Source organism: Opitutus sp. GAS368 (genome assembly GCF_900104925.1).
In the GTDB taxonomy this organism is placed as follows: domain Bacteria; phylum Verrucomicrobiota; class Verrucomicrobiia; order Opitutales; family Opitutaceae; genus Lacunisphaera.
Window position 1 is genome coordinate 2,516,904 of sequence record NZ_LT629735.1, and the last position, 17,473, is coordinate 2,534,376.

Sequence of the window (17,473 nt, forward strand, 5' to 3'; positions counted from 1 at the left end):
TCCATCGGTCTCTAGAAACAACCCCATGCGCAAAAAGCCCCTGTTAAGTTTCTGGCAGCTTTGGAACATGAGCTTCGGCTACGTGGGCATTCAGTTCGGCTTCGCCCTGCAGAATTCAAACTTGAGCCGGATTTTCGAAACCCTGGGCGCGAAGCAGGACAATATTCCCGCACTCTGGATCGCCGCGCCGTTGTCCGGGTTGATCGTGCAACCGATCATCGGCTATATGAGCGACCGGACTTGGAATCGCTTCGGTCGCCGGAAGCCTTATTTTCTGACGGGAGCGATTCTGGCGTCGCTGTCATTGTTGGTCTTGCCCAACTCGCCCACCTTGTGGGTCGCCGCCGGCATGTTATGGATGCTCGACGCGTCTCTCAACATCACCATGGAGCCCATGCGCGCATTTGTCGGCGACATGCTGTCGGACGAGCAACGCACCCAGGGTTTTGCCGTCCAGACGTTCTTCATTGGCGCGGCGTCGATTGTCGGTTCGCTGTTGCCGTGGATACTGACGAACCTGCTCCACATTTCGAACACGGCGGAAGCGGGCTTGATCCCTCAATCCGTGCGTTGGGCTTTTTACTCTGGCGGAGTCATCTACATTTCCGCCGTTTTGTGGTCGATTTTTTCGACCAAGGAATATTCGCCGGAAGAGTTCGAGGCTTACAACGCGCGGGGCTCTGACGCTCCGGCCAAGGCAGGCGACGCCCTGACCCTCGACACCGGAAAATATTATACGTCCGGCATCATCTTGGTGATCGTCGGCCTGATATTCACCTTTGGGGTGAACCATTTCGTCTGGGACAAGGCTCTTTATATTCTGTCAATCGGCGTCGGGGTCTACGGCGCGTTGCAATTGCTCTCCGCCCAGCTGTTCACTTCGGGCCAGAAGAGCGGCTTGGTGGAGATCGTGTATGACCTGAACAACATGCCCAAGACCATGCGGCAACTCGCGGTGGTCGCAGTATTCACGTGGTTCGCCATGTTCGCCTGGTTCATCTATTGCACGCCGGCCATCACCAGCTATCACTTCGGCACGAGCGACCCCCTGACGAAGGCTTACAACGACGGTGCTGATTGGGTGGGGGTGCTAAATTCGGTTTACAATGGGGTGGCGGCCCTCGTGGCGTTCACCCTTCCAGTCATTGCGCGAAAGACCAGCCGTGTGACCACGCATGCCGTTTGTCTCTTCATCGGCGGCTTGGGTTTGATGTCGCTACGCTGGTTTGTGGATCCGCATTTGTTGGTGATTTCAATGGCGGGCCTCGGAATCGGTTGGGCCGGCCTGCTCACCATGCCTTACGCGATCCTGAGCAGTGTGGTGCCCTACCGGAAGATGGGGGTTTACATGGGTATGTTCAATTTCTTCATCGTCATCCCGCAGATCCTTGCCGCCGCCGTGCTGGGCCTGCTGGTCCGCACGGTGTTTCACGGACAGGCCATCGATGCGCTCGTGCTGGGCGGGATTTCGATGATCGTCGCCGCGGGGCTCATGCTGCGGGTCAAGGACGAACGGATGGCGCCTGACCCAAAATGAAAAACCTCTGGTCAATCAGCACCAATGAGTTCGCCGGCGGCAAGGAGAGCCTCATGCGCCGCGGCAACGTCTACCAGATCGCCAATGGCTACATGGGCTATCGCGGCACGTTGGATGAATTCGGCCCGGAGGAATCGGTCGGCAGCACGCTGGCCGGAATCTTCGATCGCGTCGGCTCCGCCTGGCGGGAACCCGTCAATGCGCCCAACGCGGGATTCACGCGCGTGTCACTCGATGGGGCCGAACTCTCCGCGCTCGGCCGCAAAGTAAGGCACCACGAGCAGACCCTGCATTTTGCCAATGCGGTGTTCGCGCGGGAAACGGTGTTCGCGTCGCGGGGGAAGACCCTCACGCTCAAATCCTCCCGTTTCCTGAGCGCGGCCACACCCAACCTCGGCGTCGTGCAGTTCAGCATCCGCTGCGACAAGGCGGCCGCGGTCACCATCCGCACCGGTATCGACTGCAACATCTGGGACCTGAACGGCCCGCATCTGCCGCAGCTCACCGCGGAAAAGCACGGGTCGGTTTTGCTGGTGCAGGGCGTCACCAACGAAAGCGCCAAGCGGGTGGTCGTCGCCGAGGCGGTCGGGCTGGATTTCGGGACGGAGACCCATGAGACCCAGGGCCATCGCAACCTTCGCGCGATCCGCCTGCACGCGGAGGCCGGAAAGACCTACACGTTCCACAAGTATTACGCGGTCTTCACCGACCACGACGCCGTGGGCACACCGCTCCCGGCGGCCGCGATCGAAGCGGTCCGGCAGGCCCGGGCGTTGGGCTACCAAGCCTGTCTGGGAAAACACAACGCCGAGTGGGCCCGGAAATGGGAGCGTTGCGACGTCAGGATCGAGGGGGATGACGAAGCGCAGCACGCGCTGCGCTACAGCATTCTTCAGCTGCTGATGGCCGCTCCCGTGCAGGGCAGCGCGAACTCGATCCCGGCGCGCGCGCTGTCGGGCCAAGTCTATAAAGGGGCGATCTTCTGGGACACGGAAATGTATATGCTGCCGTTTTTCCTCCATACCTACCCGGAAAAGGCGGTCGAGTTGATGCGCTACCGGATCAAGACCCTCGATGGAGCCCGGCGGAAGGCGGCAACGGAGGGGCCGGGTTATCGCGGAGCCTTCTATGCCTGGGAGAGTCAGGAGACGGGCGACGATGCCTGCACGTATTTCAACGTCGGCGATCCGTTTACCGGCCGAGATCTGCGCACGCACTTCCGCGACAAGCAGGTTCACATCAGCGGCGACGTGGCCATCGCGATGTGGGAATACTTCAAGCTGACCGGCGACGACTCGCTGCTGCTCGAGGGAGGGGCCGAGGTGATCCTGGAGTGCGCCCGCTTCTACTACTCCTACGCCTACTTCAAGCGGGACAAAGGCCGCTACGAGATCCTCGATGTCATCGGGCCGGATGAGTATCACGAGCGCGTCAATAACAACGCCTTCACCAGCACGGTGGCGAAGGAGACTTTCGCGATCGCAAACGCGACGGTGGACCATCTCCGGAAAAATCACCCGAAGGCGCTGCAGGCGTTGCTGCGGAAGATCGACATCCAGGGCGAATTGCCCCGCTTCCGCGAGGCGGAAAACCTGCTGTATGTTCCCGCGCCGGATCCCCAGACGGGGGTCATCGAACAATTCGACGGCTACTTCCAATTGGGGGACGCCACGGTCGAGGAACTCAAGGCGAAGATGGTTCACCCGAATGAGTATCTCGGCGCCGGGCAGGGCCTGGCGGTGGCGACCAAGATCATCAAGCAGGCCGACGTGGTGGCGATGCTCAACCTGCTCCGGACCCGCTTCTCCACCGAGATCAAAAAGGCGAACTGGGAATACTACGAGCCGCGCACCGAACACGGGTCCAGCTTGAGCGCCAGTGCCTACGCGATGGTGGCGATTGAGTTCGGCAAGCTCGATTTCGCCTACAAATACTTCCTGAAGACGGCGAAGATCGATCTCGAGGCCAAATACAAGGTGTATGTGGGCAACATTTTCATGGGCGGTTCACACCCCGCCGCGAACGGGGGCACGTGGATGACGGCCGTGCTGGGTTTTGGCGGCGTGCAGGCGGATGAGAACCGGGTCGCCATCAACCCGCGGCTCTGCCGGAAGTGGAAGAGCCTGCAGTTCCAGCTCGTCTACCAGGGAGACGGTTTCAAGATCAAGATCACGAAGACATCGGTGACCATCAACCCCGCCCGCACCAACACGCGCAAGCACACCTTGCTCGTGGCGGGGAGCCCGGCGAAATGCAGTCCCGGCAAACCGGTGACAGTCAAATATCGGCAGGCAAAATGAATTCATCCCCCGGCAAGGTTCGTAGGGCAAAGACCGCGGCCGCGATTCCGCTCCTCCCGCGGCTCGCATTCGTCGTCGCGTGCGCCGCCGGCCCGGGCCAGGCTCACGCCGGGGTCGGGGCCGACCTGCCGTGGACGACTTACGAGGCCGAGGCCATGAAAAGCACCGGCGTCGTGCTGGGTCCGAAATACGATCCGTATCTGGTCGAAACCGAATCCTCCGGCCAGAAATGCGTGAAGCTCGGGGCCACCGGCGAATTCGTGGAGTTCTCCGCGGCGGCGAAGGCCAATGCGCTGGTGATCCGCTACAGTCTGCCGGATGCGAAAGAGGGCGGCGGGACCGACTCGAGCCTCGAGCTCTTCATCAACGGGAAGAAGGCCAGGACGCTGCCGCTTACCTCCCGCTATTCGTGGCTCTACGGCAAATACCCGTTCTCCAACCAGCCTGGCGAGGGCAAGCCGCGCAATTTCTACAATGAACTTCGCGTCAAGGACTTGCAGATCGCCAAGGACGATGTAATCCGCCTGCAACGGGCCGCCGCGGACACCGCGTATTGCATCGTCGATTTCGTCGACCTCGAGGATGTCCCCGCCGCGCGGACCGCTCCGGCCAACGCGCTTTGTGTCCTCGATTTCGGGGCGGGCGGGAAAGGCGGGACCGACGACACGGACGCCTTGCGGCGGTGCATCGCCGAAGCGCAGAAACAAGGCCGGCCCGTCTGGGTTCCGGCCGGCGATTACAAGCTGACCGGCGATATTCTCGTGCCGTCCGCCGTGACGATCCAAGGCGCCGGCATGTGGCACACGACCTTCGTCGGCGATGAAAAACTTTACGGTCAGTCCGCACGACGCGTGCGGTTCAAGCTCACCGGCCGCGGCATTCACCTGGCCGATTTTTCGATCGCCGGTAAGCTGAATTACCGCAACGACAACGAACCGAACGATGGCGTCGTCGGCGCAGGCTGTGCCGACTCGACGATCTCGCGCGTCTGGCTGGAGCACACCAAGACGGGCATCTGGATCTATAACGGCACGAACCTGGTCATCGACGGCTGCCGTTTCCGTGATCTGCTCGCCGACGGCGTGAATCTCTGCGTCGGCACCAGCGGAACGGTCATCCAGAACTGCACGGCCCGCGGCACGGGCGACGATTGTTTCGCGATGTGGCCGGCGGCTTCCGACCAAGGGTTCGTCGGACAGGGCCCGCGGTCGGGTCACAATGTCGTCCGTCACTGCACGGGCCAGCTGCCCTTTCTGGCGAACGGCGGGGCGATCTATGGCGGGGAGGACAACCGCATCGAGGACTGCCTCTTCACCGACATTTCCGCCGGCTGCGGCATCCTGATCAGCACCACCTTCCCCACCTCCGATGAGCAGCGGAAGATCGACAACAACTTCAGCGGCACGACGCTGGTTCGCAATTGCGAACTCCTGCGCTGTGGCGGCTATGACCACGATTGGGCCTGGCGCGGTTCGTTCCAAGTCTGCCTGGATCGCCGCAGCATCTCGGGCCTCACGATCAGCCGGGTCACCATCCGCGACAGCATCTCCAGCGGCCTGACCATCGTGGCACCCGGCAGCAAAAAGGGTGAGGGCACGCTTTCCCAGGCGCGACTCGAACAGGTGAACATCACCGGAACCGGGCTCGGCGGATCACCGCACCATGACCTGTGGATTCGCCAGGACGCGGTCGGCGGCGCGACGTTGGTCAATTCGCAGATCGCCGACATCCGGAATGAGTCCGTTAACTTCAGCCTCCTCGGGGAAACGGGTGAACCGGTGCCGGGGCAGGCCGCCTCCGGGCCCTGAACCTGTCCTGCTGGGCCGGGGCGGCCATTTGGGCAGACTTCATCCCAGGATCTGGTGTCAAAGACGTGCAGATTCAAGTCCGGTCACAGACACCACTTGGATAAAGATGTTGGGAGGGGCGAAGAGGGATTTTAGTGTTCCTTGGTGCGAGGAGGACAAATCAACCGAGCTGCTCCTTGGCGCTGGAAATGACGCTTGAATTTAGCAGCGCACAGTTTGCGGAAATTAAGCCGACGTGATGATTGGCGGACCGGACAGGCCTTCCTTGACCCCCGGGCTGCGCCACCATGGCATGGGGAATGAGCCAGGGGCCCGAGCAATCCGCCGCGCAGAACACCGTCATGAAGGTGCTGCTGGCGCTGAGCTGCGCCCACCTGATCAACGACACGCTCCAGGCGCTGCTGCCCTCGATTTATCCGGTGCTTAAGGAAACGTATGGGCTGAACTTCACGCAGATCAGCAATCTCACCCTGACTTATCAAGTGACCGGATCGATTCTCCAGCCCTTGGTTGGATTCTACACGGATCGTCACCCCAAGCCTTATTCGTTGCCGGTCGGTATGGGGGTGACGCTGATTGGGCTGGTGATGCTCGCTTTGGCGAAGGATTATTTCGCCCTGTGTCTTGCCGCAGGTTGTGTGGGCGTGGGTTCGTCGTTTTTCCACCCGGAAGCCTCACGGGTGGCACGGATGGCCTCAGGCGGCCAGCACGGGTTGGCCCAGTCCCTGTTTCAGGTGGGTGGCAATTTCGGCACCTCGCTCGGACCGCTGCTGGCGGCGGCGATCATCACAGTGCACGGCCAGACGAACATCCTGTGGTTCACGTTGCTGGCGCTGGCGGGCATCCTCCTGCTGGTCCGGGTGGGCCGGTGGTATCAGCGCAACCTGGGCCTCCTCAAACCCAAGCCGCGCGCCGCGGGCGAGGCCGGGCCGGTGCGGTTGTCGCGCGGCAAGGTCATGCTGGCCTTAGCGACGCTCGTGGTGCTGGTCTTCTCGAAATATTTCTACCTGATCAGCCTGACGAACTACTACACGTTCTACCTGATCGATAAGTTCCAGGTTTCCGTGCAGACCTCGCAGATCTGCCTGTTCGTGTTCCTGTTCGCGGTGGCGGCGGGCACGATCATCGGCGGCCCGGTAGGCGACCGCATCGGGCGCAAGCGGGTCATCTGGATCTCGATCCTCGGGGTCGCGCCGTTCTCGCTGGTGCTGCCGCACCTGGGGCTGGCCGGGACGGTCGTGTTCACGGTGCTCATCGGCGTGATCCTCGCCTCGGCCTTCTCGGCCATCCTCGTCTACGCGCAGGAACTGGTGCCGGGGAACGTCGGCCTGATCGCCGGCCTGTTCTTCGGGCTGGCGTTTGGCGCGGCCGGCATCGGTTCGGCGCTGCTCGGCCGGCTGGCGGACCACACCAGCATCCGGACGGTGTTCGAGGTCAGCGCGTATTTCCCGCTGCTCGGCCTGTTCACCGCGTTCCTGCCCGAGGTGGAGCCGAAGCGGCGAGCGGCGAATTGATGGTAGGGCGCGGACTCCGCTCCGCGCCTTCCGTCAGGACATCGCAGCCCGCGCGCGGCGGGCAGCGGAGTGCCCGCCCTACCTTTTCAGCCACGGCAGCGACTCGAGGTCGACGTTGCCGCCGGTGAGGATGAGGCCGACGTTCTGGCCGGCGAAGACAAACTTGCGCTCGAGCAGCGCGGCGTAGGGCACGGCGGCGGACGGTTCGATGACCAGGTGGAGCTTCTCCCACAGCTCGCGCATGGCGGCGACGATGCCCGCCTCGGACACCGTCACGATGTCGTCCACGTATTGCCGGATGATCGGGAGATTGACCTCGCCGGTGCAGTTGGTGCGTAGGCCGTCGGCGATGGTGGCCGGCGTGGGGATGGCAATGCGCTGCCCGGCGCGGAACGACTGGGCGACGTCGTCGGCGAGCGCCGGCTCGACGCCGATGACCCTGATGCCCGGCTTGAGCAGCTTGGCCGCGAGGGCGGTGCCGCAAAGCAGGCCGCCGCCGCCGACCGGGCAAAGGACGAAGTCGAGATCGGGGACATCCTCCAGCAACTCAATCGTGGCCGTGCCCTGGCCGGCGATGACGCGGAGATCGTCGAACGGGTGCACGAGGGTCGCGCCGGTTTCCGCGGCGAGTTTGGCGCAGGCCGCCTCGCGGGCGTTCAGGCCGGGTTCGCAGAAGGTGATCCGGCCGCCGAAGCTGGCGACGTTGCGCACCTTGGACTGCGGGGAGCCGGCGGGCATGACGATGTGGGCCGGGATGCCGCGCAGCCGGGCGGCGCGGGCGAGGGCGGCCGCATGGTTGCCCGAGGAGTGCGTGACGACGCCGCGGGCGGCCTCGGCGTCGGTCAACGAGAAGACGGCGTTGCACGCGCCGCGCGACTTGAACGCGCCCGCGGCCTGAAGGTTCTCGCACTTGAAGCCCAGCCGGGCCCCGCGGGCGTCGTCGAGCGCCTCGTTGGTGAGGACGGGCGTCCGCTTGATGTGGGGGCGGATGCGCTCGTGGGCGGCGCGGAGGGTGGCGAGGTCGAGGGAGGACATAGATGACTCAGAAGAGGAATTAACCACGAAGCACACGAAACACACGAAAAAGAAATCACCGACCCGGTAGCTTTAGTGTATTTCGTGTGTTTCGTGGTGACTCTCCGGGAAGGGGTTTGATTTTAAAAGATGCGGAGCTAACCTTCGCGCATGACCGTCAAAAAGCTTCTCCACACCCGGATGCGGGTAAACGACATCGAGCGCACGGTGAAATTCTACGAGCAGGCTCTCGGACTGAAAGTGTCGCGGCGGCACACGTCGCCCCGCGGGGCGCAACTGGTGTTTCTGGCGACGCCAAACAGCGCCGAGGAAATCGAGATCTGCCAGATGCCGGCCGGCAAATCACCCCCGGTGACGGTGCAGCCGGACCTGATGCACCTCGCCTTTGAGGTGGACGACATGACGGCGTTCGTCGCCGCGCTCGAGCAAAAGGGCTTCAAGCTCAGCGACGGTCCGAGCGGCGGCAGCACAGGCAATGTGATCGCCTTCATCGACGCCCCCGAGGGCTACGAGGTGGAGCTGATCCAGAGGGCGAAGTGAGCTGTTGCTTTCTGTAGGAGCCTGCTTGCAGGCGATTCGAGTCGCTTGTAAACAAGCTCCTACATGACTGCGGGTAACCTTGGGACTGAAGTCGGAGACCGTCCGGGAAATCGCTGGGCGGACGCCTGGCCCGACGCGCTGGCCTTCGCCGCGGGGCTGGGCATGGCGTGGTATTTCAAATGGGAGACACGCGACCTCGTGTGGAGTCTCTGGCTTTCGAGCCTGGTCGTCGGCTATGCGATGATCGTGTGGGACATCTTCAGCCCGGGGATGCTCCTTGTGACCAAGGTGTGGGGCGACCGGGCGATGCTTTCCCCCGAGCCCAAGGGGCCGGCCATCGCCGGCGGCGCGGTGCTGTTGGTGGGCGGGCTCTTCATGCTCGCGTTTTTTACCGTGCACTTTGGCGGGTTTCATTTCGTGCACTCGGTTTTCCTCAACGTGTTCTTCCCGCTGGGGCCGGTCAAAAACAGCTGGCCCAACGCCGCGCTCTACCTGCAGGTGCTGCGCGACTACTGGCCTTTCGTGCTGGTGGCGGCAGTGGCCGAGCGGAAGGCCTTCCGGCTCGCCCCGGCAGAACCGGCCGGGCCGGAGGACACCTCGGTCACGGCGGCGGCGATCGCGGCGCGCAAGGCCCGGAATGCCCAGGCGGCGTTCGCGAGCGGCGGCCTGATGGCGCCGTATAAGAATGTGGTGCGGCTCCACTGCCTGATTTTCTTCTTTGCCGCCGCGCATTTCGCCAAGCTGGACAACTTCCTGGTCTACGCCGTCGTCTATGCGGTGTATTTCTTCCCGTGGCGGCTGCTGAAGAAAGGGTAGGGCGGTGAGTCCCTTCACCGCTGGATTGGCGCGGAGCGGAGCCCGCGCCCTACCGCCCGCCGTGGCGGCGTTCCCACGCGAACAGGTATTGCTGGGCCAGCCCGGCGAGCGGGCCGAAGTGGGCGCGGCCGAAGTGCGCCACCGGCGCGGGCTTCCAGCCCTCGAGACCATAGCGGCGGGCGAGTGATTTCAGCACCCACGTGTCCACGGGAAAAGCCTCGAGCCGGCCGGCGCCGAAAAGCAGGACGCAATCGGCGACCTTTTCGCCCACGCCGGGCAGCTCGAGCAGGCGGGTCTTGGCCGCCGGGTAGGGCAGGTGCTCGGTCTCCTCCAGCCAGCCCGGCCGCGCGGCGATGAACTTCGCCGTGCCGTGGATGTATCTGGCGCGGAAACCGAGCAGGCAGGCGCGGAGTTCCTTTTCGGGAACGGCGGCGAGTTCGGCCCAGGTCGGCAGGCGGTGGAACGGTAGGGCGGTGAGTCCCTTCGCCGCCGGTTCGGCGCGGAACGGAGTCCGCGCCCTACCGATTTCGGCACCGTGTCGTTCCGCCAGCAGCGCACACATCTGTTTGATCTGGACGATCTGTTTGGTCGCGCTGCAAAGGAAGCCGAGCAGGGTTTCGCCGAAGGGCTGGCGCAGGATCCGCAGGCCGGGGAAAGCGGCGAGGCATTGCGCGAGATGGGCGTCGCTGCGCCACGGGAGCGCATCGATGAGCGCGGCCCAGTCGCGGTCGAGTCCGAGGTAGCGGGGCAGGGCGGAAGCGACGACGGCACGCAACGCCGTGGGCGCGCGCCACTCAAGGGAGTCGTCACGCAGGCGGAGCTGGGCGACGCAACCGGCCCAGGTGCCGGTCCAGACACGGTGGTCGCTGATTTCCATATCAACGACAGGCGTCGGTGTGGAAACCGACGCCCACCTAAAGCTTTGTCCACCATCCAGCGTCTCGGCGAGGACGTCCGGCGTCAGACGGAGCGCGAGCGGCTGCCACTCAGACCACGGGACTTGCCTGCCAATGCGTGTCATTCTGAGCGAAGCGAAGAATCCATTCTGCCGGCGTCGATCCAACTGGATTCCTCGCTTCGCTCAGAATGACAGAAGGGGTTATTTCGCCGCCGGTTTTTCCCAGAGATAGCTCTTCTCGGAGGCGAGCACGCGGCCGTCGTCGGCCAGGACCTGCACATACCAGGCGACGGGTTGGGACTTGGCATTCTGCCAGGCCGGACCGGTCAGGCCGAGTTGGAAGACGGTCGACCCGGGCTTGAGCTCGACGGGGAAGGTCGTGGCGTGTGGCGTCGGCGAGCCCTGCTCGATGAGCTGAAGCTGGAACTGCACGTGGCGCGTGGCCCCGGGGTTGGCGACGCGGAGCTGGAAGTAGAAGCCGGCGCGCTGTTCGGGGTTGGTGCGCAGCACGGTCTCGCTGCTGGTGTTTTCCCGGCCCGTGAAGTATTCGGAGATCCGCTTGAAGGAGGCGGCATCACGCCAGCCGGTGAAGACCCGGACGATGGTCAGGTCGGCCGCCGTCGCTGGGGCGGCGGACAGGGCGAGACAGCAAACGGTGATGACAAATCGGGCGGACATGCGGATGGATTCTTCGCTGCGCTCAGAATGACAAGCAAGTGCGGACTACGCTGCGTAGGGGCGTGGCTTGACCACGCCCGGGCGCCGACAAGCGGTGTCCCCACACCGGCTAAGGTTCCAAGCGGATTTTCTTGTATTGGTAGATGCCGACGGGCGCCGGCTCCCAACCCTTGACCGAGGGCTGGATGAGGAAGTTCCGCGCGCCGAAGATGAGGGGGGTGACGGGCGCCTGCTCCAGCAGGAGGGCCTCGGCTTGCTGGAGGAGCTCGTAGCGCTGCTTCGGGTCGACGGTGCGGGCCGCGGCCGCGATGAGCCGATCGTAGGCCGGATCGCCCCAGCCGGTCCAATTGTTGCCGCCGCCGGTGACAAAGAGGTCGAGAAACGTCACCGGGTCCGCGAAGTCGGCGACCCAGCCGTTGACGCCGATGGTATAGTCGAGGGCCTGCTGGTTCGCGATGGTCACCTTCTGCTCGAGCAGGGCGATGCTGATACGGACCCCGAGCTCGCGCAGCCACATGGCTTGGACGGCCTCGACGATCTTGGGCTGAAGTTCGTCGTTGCGGACCTGGAGTTCGAAGACCGGCAGGCCGGCGCCACCCGGATAGCCGGCCGCGGCGAGCAGGTGGCGGGCTTCGTCGAACCGGGCGGGAACATGCGCACGCGAATCGTAGCCGGCGGTCGCCGGCGGCACGAAGTGATCGGCCGGGGCCCGCGAGCCGTGCAGCAGGGTGCGCGAGATCGTGTCGCGATCGATCGCCAGCGAGAGCGCGCGGCGCAATTTGGGGTTGTCGAGCGGCGGCTTGGTGACGTTGAAACGGATGAAGTAGGTCTGGAGGAAGAGATCGGTGCGCAGCCGGGCCGCGTCGGGTCCTTCCCGGTAGGCGGGGATCTTGGAGAGCGGCAGGTTGTTGGTCAGGTGCAGCTGGCCGGCGCGGAAGTTGCGCTCCTCGACGTCGGGATTCTCGATCGGGTAGAAGATGATGCCGTTGAGGCGGACGGCGGCGGCGTCCCAGTAGCGCGGGTTTTTCTCGACCACCAGGCGCGAGCCGGGCGTCCACTCCTTGAGCACAAAGGGCCCGTTGCCGACGAGGTTGCCCGGGCGCGTCCAGGCGCTGGCGCGGTCGGTGAGGGCGCCGAATCTGGCCACGACGCGCGGGTTGACGGGATACCACGGGGTCGCGGCGGTGAGGACCGGCAGGTAGGGCGTCGGCCGCTCGAGCGTGATGACGACGGTGCGGGCGTCGGGTGCGGCGAGACCGAGCGCGGCCGGGTCGGTGACTTTGCCGGCGTTGAAGGCTTCGGCGTTTTTGATCGGGAAGAGCAGGTAGGCGTAAGCCGAGGCGAAGGCCGGTGCGAGGTTGCGGCGCCAGGATTGCACGAAATCGTCCGCGGTGAGCGGCTCGCCGTTGGACCACTGCAGCCCGGCGCGCAGGTGGAAGGTCCAGGTCAGGCCGTCGGGGGAACTTTCCCAGCGCTCGGCCGCGCCGGGCGCGGGTTGCGAACTTTGCTCGTCGAGCGCGCACAGGCCCTCGAAAAGCGCGGCCTCAAGGCGCTGGTCGGTGTAGGCGTTGAGCACGTGCGGATCGAGGCTCTCGGGCTCGGCGCCGTTGCCGACATGGAGGATGCCGGTGCGCGTGCCGATTTCGACCAGGGTCTCCCGGCGGCTGCAGGCGCCCAAGGCAAGGAAGGAGCAGAGGGCGGTGAACCGGAGGAGGCGCGCAGGCATGACGGGGAGTTAAACGGCAATTTTACGGTGGGCAAGGGAAGCGCGGCATATTTCTGTGTCCATGCCCTAATAAACCCCGCCATGATGCGTCTCTGAGGAGCAGGTCTCGTGAATATCGAACCGGAAACAACCCATGCCAGCCCCGATGCCAGCTCCTTCATGCGGGCGGCGGTGGACCGCCATCAGGCGCCACTGCTGCGCTACGCCACCCGGCTCCTCGGCGGGGATGCCGACCGCGCGCGCGACGTCGTCCAGGACACCTACGTCAAGCTCATGGCCCAGCCGCCGGCCGAGGTGGACGGCCACGTGGCGGAGTGGCTCTTCACGGTCTGCCGCAACCGCACGCTCGACGTGCTGCGGAAAGAGGGACGCATGAAACGCTTTGAGGAGGGCCAGGTCGAGCGCCTGACCGCCCCGGAGCCCCGCCCCGGCCGCACCCTGGAGCGCGCCGAACAATACGCCGCCGTGCTGAAACTCATCGGCCGGCTGCCCCACAACCAACAGGAGGTCGTCCGGCTGAAATTCCAGAACGGATTCAGCTACCAGGAGATCAGCCGCATCACGTCGCTGTCGGTCGGCAACGTCGGCTTCATCCTGCACACCGCCCTCAAGGCCCTGCGGTCCGGGATGGCCGCGCAGCCGGAATGACGGAGGACAGAAGACAGAGAACAGAGGACTGAAAATGAACCAAAACCAGATTTCCCCCGACGACCCGCGTCTGACGCTCTATGCTCTCGATGAGATGGAGCAGGGCGAACGCGCACAGTTCGAGAAGCTGCTGGAGCAGGATGCCGCCGCCCGGCAGGCCGTCGCGGAGATCCGCGCCACGGTTGCGACTGTCACCGCCGCGCTGGAACAGGAACCGGCGGAGGCGGCACCGAAGCCGGCCGGCAAGATGCTGCGTTTCCCGCAGCTTTATTTCATGATCAGCGGGCTCGCCGCGGCGTGCTTCGCGCTCATCTTCGCGGTCTGGCAGTCCGGCCATCAGGACAAGCAGCCGATGCAGCTCATCGAGGTGCCGCTGGCGGCCGCCAAGGAAGCCGGGACCTTGCCGGCCGCTCCCGCTCCCATCCCGGTCGTGGCCATGGGCCGGGCCGACGAGGCCCCCGTGCCCCAGGAGCCCGCGGTCGCACTTGATAAATTCGCGGTCGCCGAAACCCGCGCCAGGGTCTCGGCGGATTTTGCGGCCCAGTTCGGCGGTAAAAACGAAGCCGAGCGGTCGGCCATGGCAACGATGCAAAAAGCCCGGGTGGCGGCTCCGTCGCCGGCCATGGCCTCTACCGGGGCCGTGAAGAAAACCGAGAGCGACTCCAACACCGCGCCCTACCGCGCCCGGAAGGACAACGATTTCCTGCGTGTGGCCGACCAGCCGCTCTCCACCTTCCCGGTGAACGTTGGCACGGCCTCCTACGCGAACGTGCAGCGTTTCCTCGCGCAGAAGCAGCGCCCGCCGGCCGACGTCGTGCACATCGAGGAGCTCGTGAACTATTTTCCCTATCACTACGCGCCACCGACGGACAACGTTCCGTTTGCCGCCAGCCTGGAGGTGGCCGGCGCGCCGTGGGCGCCCGAACACCGTCTGGTGCGCATCGGCTTGAAAGGCCGCGAAGCCGGCGGCACGCTCGTGACCATCGCCAAGGACGTGAAGATCCAGGTCGAGTTCAACCCCGCCCGGGTGGCGGCCTACCGTCTCATCGGCTATGAGAACCGGCGGCTGGGCACGGAGGATTTCCACAACGACAAGGTGGACGCGGGCGAGATCGACGCCGGCCACACCGTGACCGCGCTCTACGAGGTCGTGCCGGCCGGCACAGCACTGCCGGAAACCGGCGGCAAGGTGGACGACCTCAAGTATCAGCGCGTCGCCCCCGCTGGGGCGACGGCGACCTCGCCGTCGAAGGACCGCGGCGAGGTCACCGCGGCTCCACTCAATGCCGAGATGCTCACGGTGAAGGTCGCCTACAAGGAGCCGACCGGTGACGTCAGCAGCACGCTCGAGTTCCCGTTGACCGACGCCGGCGCCCGCTTCGAGGACGCCAGCCCGGACTTCAAGTTCGCCGCGGCGGTCGCGGGCTTCGGCATGGTGCTGCGCGACTCCCCGGACAAGGGCCGGCTGACGCTCGCCGAGATTTCGGAGTGGGGCCGCGCCGGGCTCGACCAGGACGCCGGCGGCTACCGCGCGGCGTTCCTCACGCTGGTGGGCGAGGCCGACAGCCTGTTGCGGTAGGGGCCTTGCCCTCAAGCGCCCTTGGGCCGTTGGGGGCAACGGCCCCTACCATTTCGCCTTGTGGATGGGTTTTAGCGGCCGGCCCGAGCTTAGGCCTTGCCGGGGTGCTGGGTCGGACAATCCTGCCCGCATGGCAGTCTTCGGTTCCCTTTCCGCCGTGCGCGCCCAGCTGGCGCACGATCCCCGATTCAAGGCGGCGTTTGACTACGTCGCCGAGGCCCTGCATCCGGCCTCCGCCGTGCGCGCCCGCATCGGCGCCGTGGCGATGGGCGCCACGGACCGGCACGAGCTGGCCGGCGACGCCTTCGCCCTCGAGCAGGCTTATCTCTCGAAGCCCCGCGCCGAGGCGTTTTTGGAGTCGCACCGCAAGTATATCGACGTGCAGGTCGTGGTGGCGGGCGAGGAGATCCAGGAGGTGGTCGACATCGCCAGGATGACGGTGAACGTCCCCTACGACCCCGAGCGCGACCTGATCAAATACCTCGATTGCCAGGACACCTCGCTGCTCAGCGCCCGCGACGGGCTGGTGGGGATCTATTTCCCGGTCGACGGGCATATCTCCCGGGCTGTCGGTCCGGCGGTGCTGGTGCGGAAAACGGTGGTGAAGGTTCCCGTCTGACTGTAGCGGCGCTCTATGAGAGCTGTCGGCGGTCACAGACCGCCGCTACAGTGCCAAGCGCCAAACGAAAAATGAACTACCGCCACCACTACCACGCGGGGAACTTTGCGGACGTCTTCAAGCACGTCCTGCTGCTGCAGCTCATCCGGGCAATGCAGCGCAAGGACAAGGGTTTTCTCTACCTCGACACCCACGCCGGCCGCGGCGGCTACGACCTCTCGATGCCGTCCGTGCTGCCCGACGGCCGGTCGCGGGAGCCCGAATACCCCGCCGGCATCGGTCGGTTCCGGGGCGCGACGGGCCTGCCGCCCGCGCTCAACGACTACCTGGCGCTCGTCCGGCGGTTCAACGACCGCCACGGCGCGACGGGCGAGGAGCTGAAATTTTATCCCGGTTCGCCGTGGATCGCGAAGCTGCTGCTGCGGCCGCAGGACCGGCTGGCGCTGTGCGAGCTGCGGCCGGATGACGCCGAGGCGCTGGACTTCGAGTTCGCTCGCGAGGCGCGGGTCAAGGTGGAGGTCATCGATGGTTACACCGGCCTGAAGGCGATGCTGCCGCCGCCGGAAAAACGGGCGTTGGTGCTCATCGACCCGCCGTTCGAGACGAAGAAGGAGTTCGCGGACATCGCCCGCGGGCTGCGGGATGCGCTGAAACGCCTGCCCGGCGCGGTGTGCGCCGTGTGGTATCCGATCACGGAACGGGCGCGGACGGATGAATTCCACCACGCCCTGCTGGAGCTGGCCACGCCGGCGCTCTTTGCCGAGCTGAATATCGCCGGCCCGGAGTCCCTGCTGAAGATGAAGGGCTGCGGGCTGCTGATCCTGAACCCGCCATGGCAGATCGACCGGGAAATCCGGGCGGTGCTGCCGGTGCTGCGGGAGCGCCTGCGGGTCGAGGCCGGGGCCAGCGCCGTCTGCGACTGGCTGGTGCCGGACAAGTGAGCGGGTGGTCGCCGATTTCCATATCGGCGGTAGGGGCGTGGCTTGACCACGCCCGGACGCCGTCAAGCGGCGCCCCTACAAGGTGAGATCAGTCAGGCCGAGGCCGAAGGCCGCCGCGTGATGCGCGTGGCGCGGAGCGGCAGGGGTTCGAGCGCGATGTTCGGGATGGGGAGGGCCGGCGCCTTGAAGACGGGCTGGTTCCACAGGATGTCGCGGGGGAGCATCTGCCGCACATCGCCCGGCTTCGCGGCCGCATGGATCGCGGGGCGCTCGGGAAGGTGTTGCGGGAAGTAGGTCATGGTGTTTGCGGTGGGCCAGCTCGGTCAAAGCCGGACTGCTTAAGAACCCCGCGGGCGGCGGATTGTTCCAGAAAAAGCGGAAAAACTTGCGCGCCCGGCCAAGCAACGGGCCGCGCGCGCAAGTTTCTTCCGGGGGTCAGGCCACCTGGCGTTGCCGGGCGGGCAGGCCGGCCGAGGCCAGCCGGCTCTTCGGCAGCACGATGGTGAGCACGCCCCGGGTGACGGATGCCTGCAGGGCCTCGAAGGCGAAGCCGAGCCCCAGCCGCAGCTTGAGCTGGTAGTCGCGCTGCACCCCTTCGAGGTGCAGGGCCTGCCAGTTGGTGCGGACATGGTGCGCCTTGCGGGCGGTCACAAAGAGGTCGGGGCCCGACGTGGTGATGTCCACGCCGCTCGCGTCCACGCCCGGGACGTAGAGCGTGAGCTTGAGGGCCGCCGGCAGATCCATGCAGTCGTAGTGCGGCGAACGGAAGTCCTGTTTGGACTCCGTGCCCGGGAAACGGCTCTGATTATGGCGATGGATGATGGTATGCATGAT

The 17,473-nt window shown here is 65.2% G+C and carries 16 protein-coding genes; 10 read left to right on the forward strand and 6 right to left on the reverse strand.

Going from position 1 to position 17,473, the window contains the following annotated elements; all coding sequences use genetic code 11:
* Positions 1 to 25 precede the first annotated feature (25 nt).
* The 4 genes from BLU29_RS10765 to BLU29_RS10780 all read left to right on the forward strand — a co-directional run bounded on the left by BLU29_RS10765 (position 26) and on the right by BLU29_RS10780 (position 7,159).
* Positions 26 to 1,537: an MFS transporter gene (locus BLU29_RS10765; RefSeq protein ID WP_091057654.1), complete on the forward strand. Its 1,512-nt coding sequence runs from the start codon at positions 26 to 28 to the stop codon at positions 1,535 to 1,537.
* Entirely contained in the window at positions 1,534 to 3,837 is a 2,304-nt protein-coding gene (locus BLU29_RS10770) for a glycosyl hydrolase family 65 protein (protein ID WP_091057657.1), read from the forward strand. Before BLU29_RS10765 ends, BLU29_RS10770 begins: the two co-directional genes overlap by 4 nt.
* The gene (locus tag BLU29_RS10775; protein ID WP_091057658.1) at positions 3,834 to 5,645 is read left to right on the forward strand and encodes a glycosyl hydrolase family 28-related protein; all 1,812 of its coding nucleotides are present in this window, start codon (positions 3,834 to 3,836) and stop codon (positions 5,643 to 5,645) included. The genes BLU29_RS10770 and BLU29_RS10775 overlap by 4 nt, the downstream gene beginning before the upstream one ends.
* Before the next feature lie 299 nt (positions 5,646 to 5,944).
* Entirely contained in the window at positions 5,945 to 7,159 is a 1,215-nt protein-coding gene (locus BLU29_RS10780) for an MFS transporter (RefSeq protein ID WP_231962215.1), read from the forward strand.
* A 78-nt stretch (positions 7,160 to 7,237) separates the two neighbouring features.
* On the opposite strand, the gene BLU29_RS10785 is transcribed toward BLU29_RS10780, so the two are convergent.
* Positions 7,238 to 8,194, reverse strand: a complete 957-nt coding sequence (locus tag BLU29_RS10785) for a pyridoxal-phosphate dependent enzyme (RefSeq protein WP_091057661.1) — start codon at positions 8,192 to 8,194, stop codon at positions 7,238 to 7,240.
* A 150-nt stretch (positions 8,195 to 8,344) separates the two neighbouring features.
* On the opposite strand from BLU29_RS10785, the gene BLU29_RS10790 reads away from it, so the two are divergent.
* Together BLU29_RS10790 and BLU29_RS10795 are read left to right on the forward strand one after the other, a co-directional pair.
* The gene (locus BLU29_RS10790; RefSeq protein WP_091057663.1) at positions 8,345 to 8,734 is read left to right on the forward strand and encodes a VOC family protein; all 390 of its coding nucleotides are present in this window, start codon (positions 8,345 to 8,347) and stop codon (positions 8,732 to 8,734) included.
* A 63-nt stretch (positions 8,735 to 8,797) separates the two neighbouring features.
* Positions 8,798 to 9,550, forward strand: a complete 753-nt coding sequence (locus BLU29_RS10795; RefSeq protein WP_157693793.1) for a DUF6498-containing protein — start codon at positions 8,798 to 8,800, stop codon at positions 9,548 to 9,550.
* Between the two features lie 49 nt (positions 9,551 to 9,599).
* On the opposite strand, the gene BLU29_RS10800 is transcribed toward BLU29_RS10795, so the two are convergent.
* The 3 genes from BLU29_RS10800 to BLU29_RS10810 form a co-directional block, all read right to left on the reverse strand.
* Complete coding sequence (locus BLU29_RS10800; protein ID WP_091057668.1) at positions 9,600 to 10,571, reverse strand: DNA glycosylase; 972 nt, start codon at positions 10,569 to 10,571, stop codon at positions 9,600 to 9,602.
* Between the two features lie 78 nt (positions 10,572 to 10,649).
* The gene (locus BLU29_RS10805) at positions 10,650 to 11,126 is read right to left on the reverse strand and encodes a hypothetical protein (protein ID WP_091057670.1); all 477 of its coding nucleotides are present in this window, start codon (positions 11,124 to 11,126) and stop codon (positions 10,650 to 10,652) included.
* 109 nt (positions 11,127 to 11,235) lie between these two features.
* The gene (locus BLU29_RS10810; RefSeq protein WP_091057673.1) at positions 11,236 to 12,852 is read right to left on the reverse strand and encodes a peptide ABC transporter substrate-binding protein; all 1,617 of its coding nucleotides are present in this window, start codon (positions 12,850 to 12,852) and stop codon (positions 11,236 to 11,238) included.
* A 108-nt stretch (positions 12,853 to 12,960) separates the two neighbouring features.
* Between BLU29_RS10810 and BLU29_RS10815 the strand changes: the two genes are divergently transcribed.
* The 4 genes from BLU29_RS10815 (at position 12,961) to rlmJ (ending at position 16,639) form a co-directional block, all read left to right on the forward strand.
* Positions 12,961 to 13,500, forward strand: coding sequence for a sigma-70 family RNA polymerase sigma factor (locus tag BLU29_RS10815; protein WP_231962216.1), 540 nt, complete (start codon positions 12,961 to 12,963; stop codon positions 13,498 to 13,500).
* A 34-nt stretch (positions 13,501 to 13,534) separates the two neighbouring features.
* The gene (locus BLU29_RS10820; protein WP_091057677.1) at positions 13,535 to 15,079 is read left to right on the forward strand and encodes a von Willebrand factor type A domain-containing protein; all 1,545 of its coding nucleotides are present in this window, start codon (positions 13,535 to 13,537) and stop codon (positions 15,077 to 15,079) included.
* 130 nt (positions 15,080 to 15,209) lie between these two features.
* Positions 15,210 to 15,698, forward strand: coding sequence for a YhcH/YjgK/YiaL family protein (locus BLU29_RS10825; protein WP_157693794.1), 489 nt, complete (start codon positions 15,210 to 15,212; stop codon positions 15,696 to 15,698).
* Positions 15,699 to 15,769: 71 nt separating this feature from the next.
* Positions 15,770 to 16,639 (forward strand): 23S rRNA (adenine(2030)-N(6))-methyltransferase RlmJ, encoded by an 870-nt coding sequence (gene rlmJ / locus BLU29_RS10830; RefSeq protein ID WP_091057682.1) that lies wholly within the window; start codon positions 15,770 to 15,772, stop codon positions 16,637 to 16,639.
* A gap of 92 nt (positions 16,640 to 16,731) precedes the next feature.
* On the opposite strand, the gene BLU29_RS10835 is transcribed toward rlmJ, so the two are convergent.
* The gene (locus BLU29_RS10835; protein WP_091057684.1) at positions 16,732 to 16,938 is read right to left on the reverse strand and encodes a hypothetical protein; all 207 of its coding nucleotides are present in this window, start codon (positions 16,936 to 16,938) and stop codon (positions 16,732 to 16,734) included.
* A 136-nt stretch (positions 16,939 to 17,074) separates the two neighbouring features.
* A complete protein-coding gene (locus BLU29_RS10840) occupies positions 17,075 to 17,470 on the reverse strand; it encodes an Hsp20/alpha crystallin family protein (RefSeq protein ID WP_091057686.1) in 396 nt (131 codons plus the stop codon).
* Between the last annotated feature and the right edge of the window lie 3 nt (positions 17,471 to 17,473).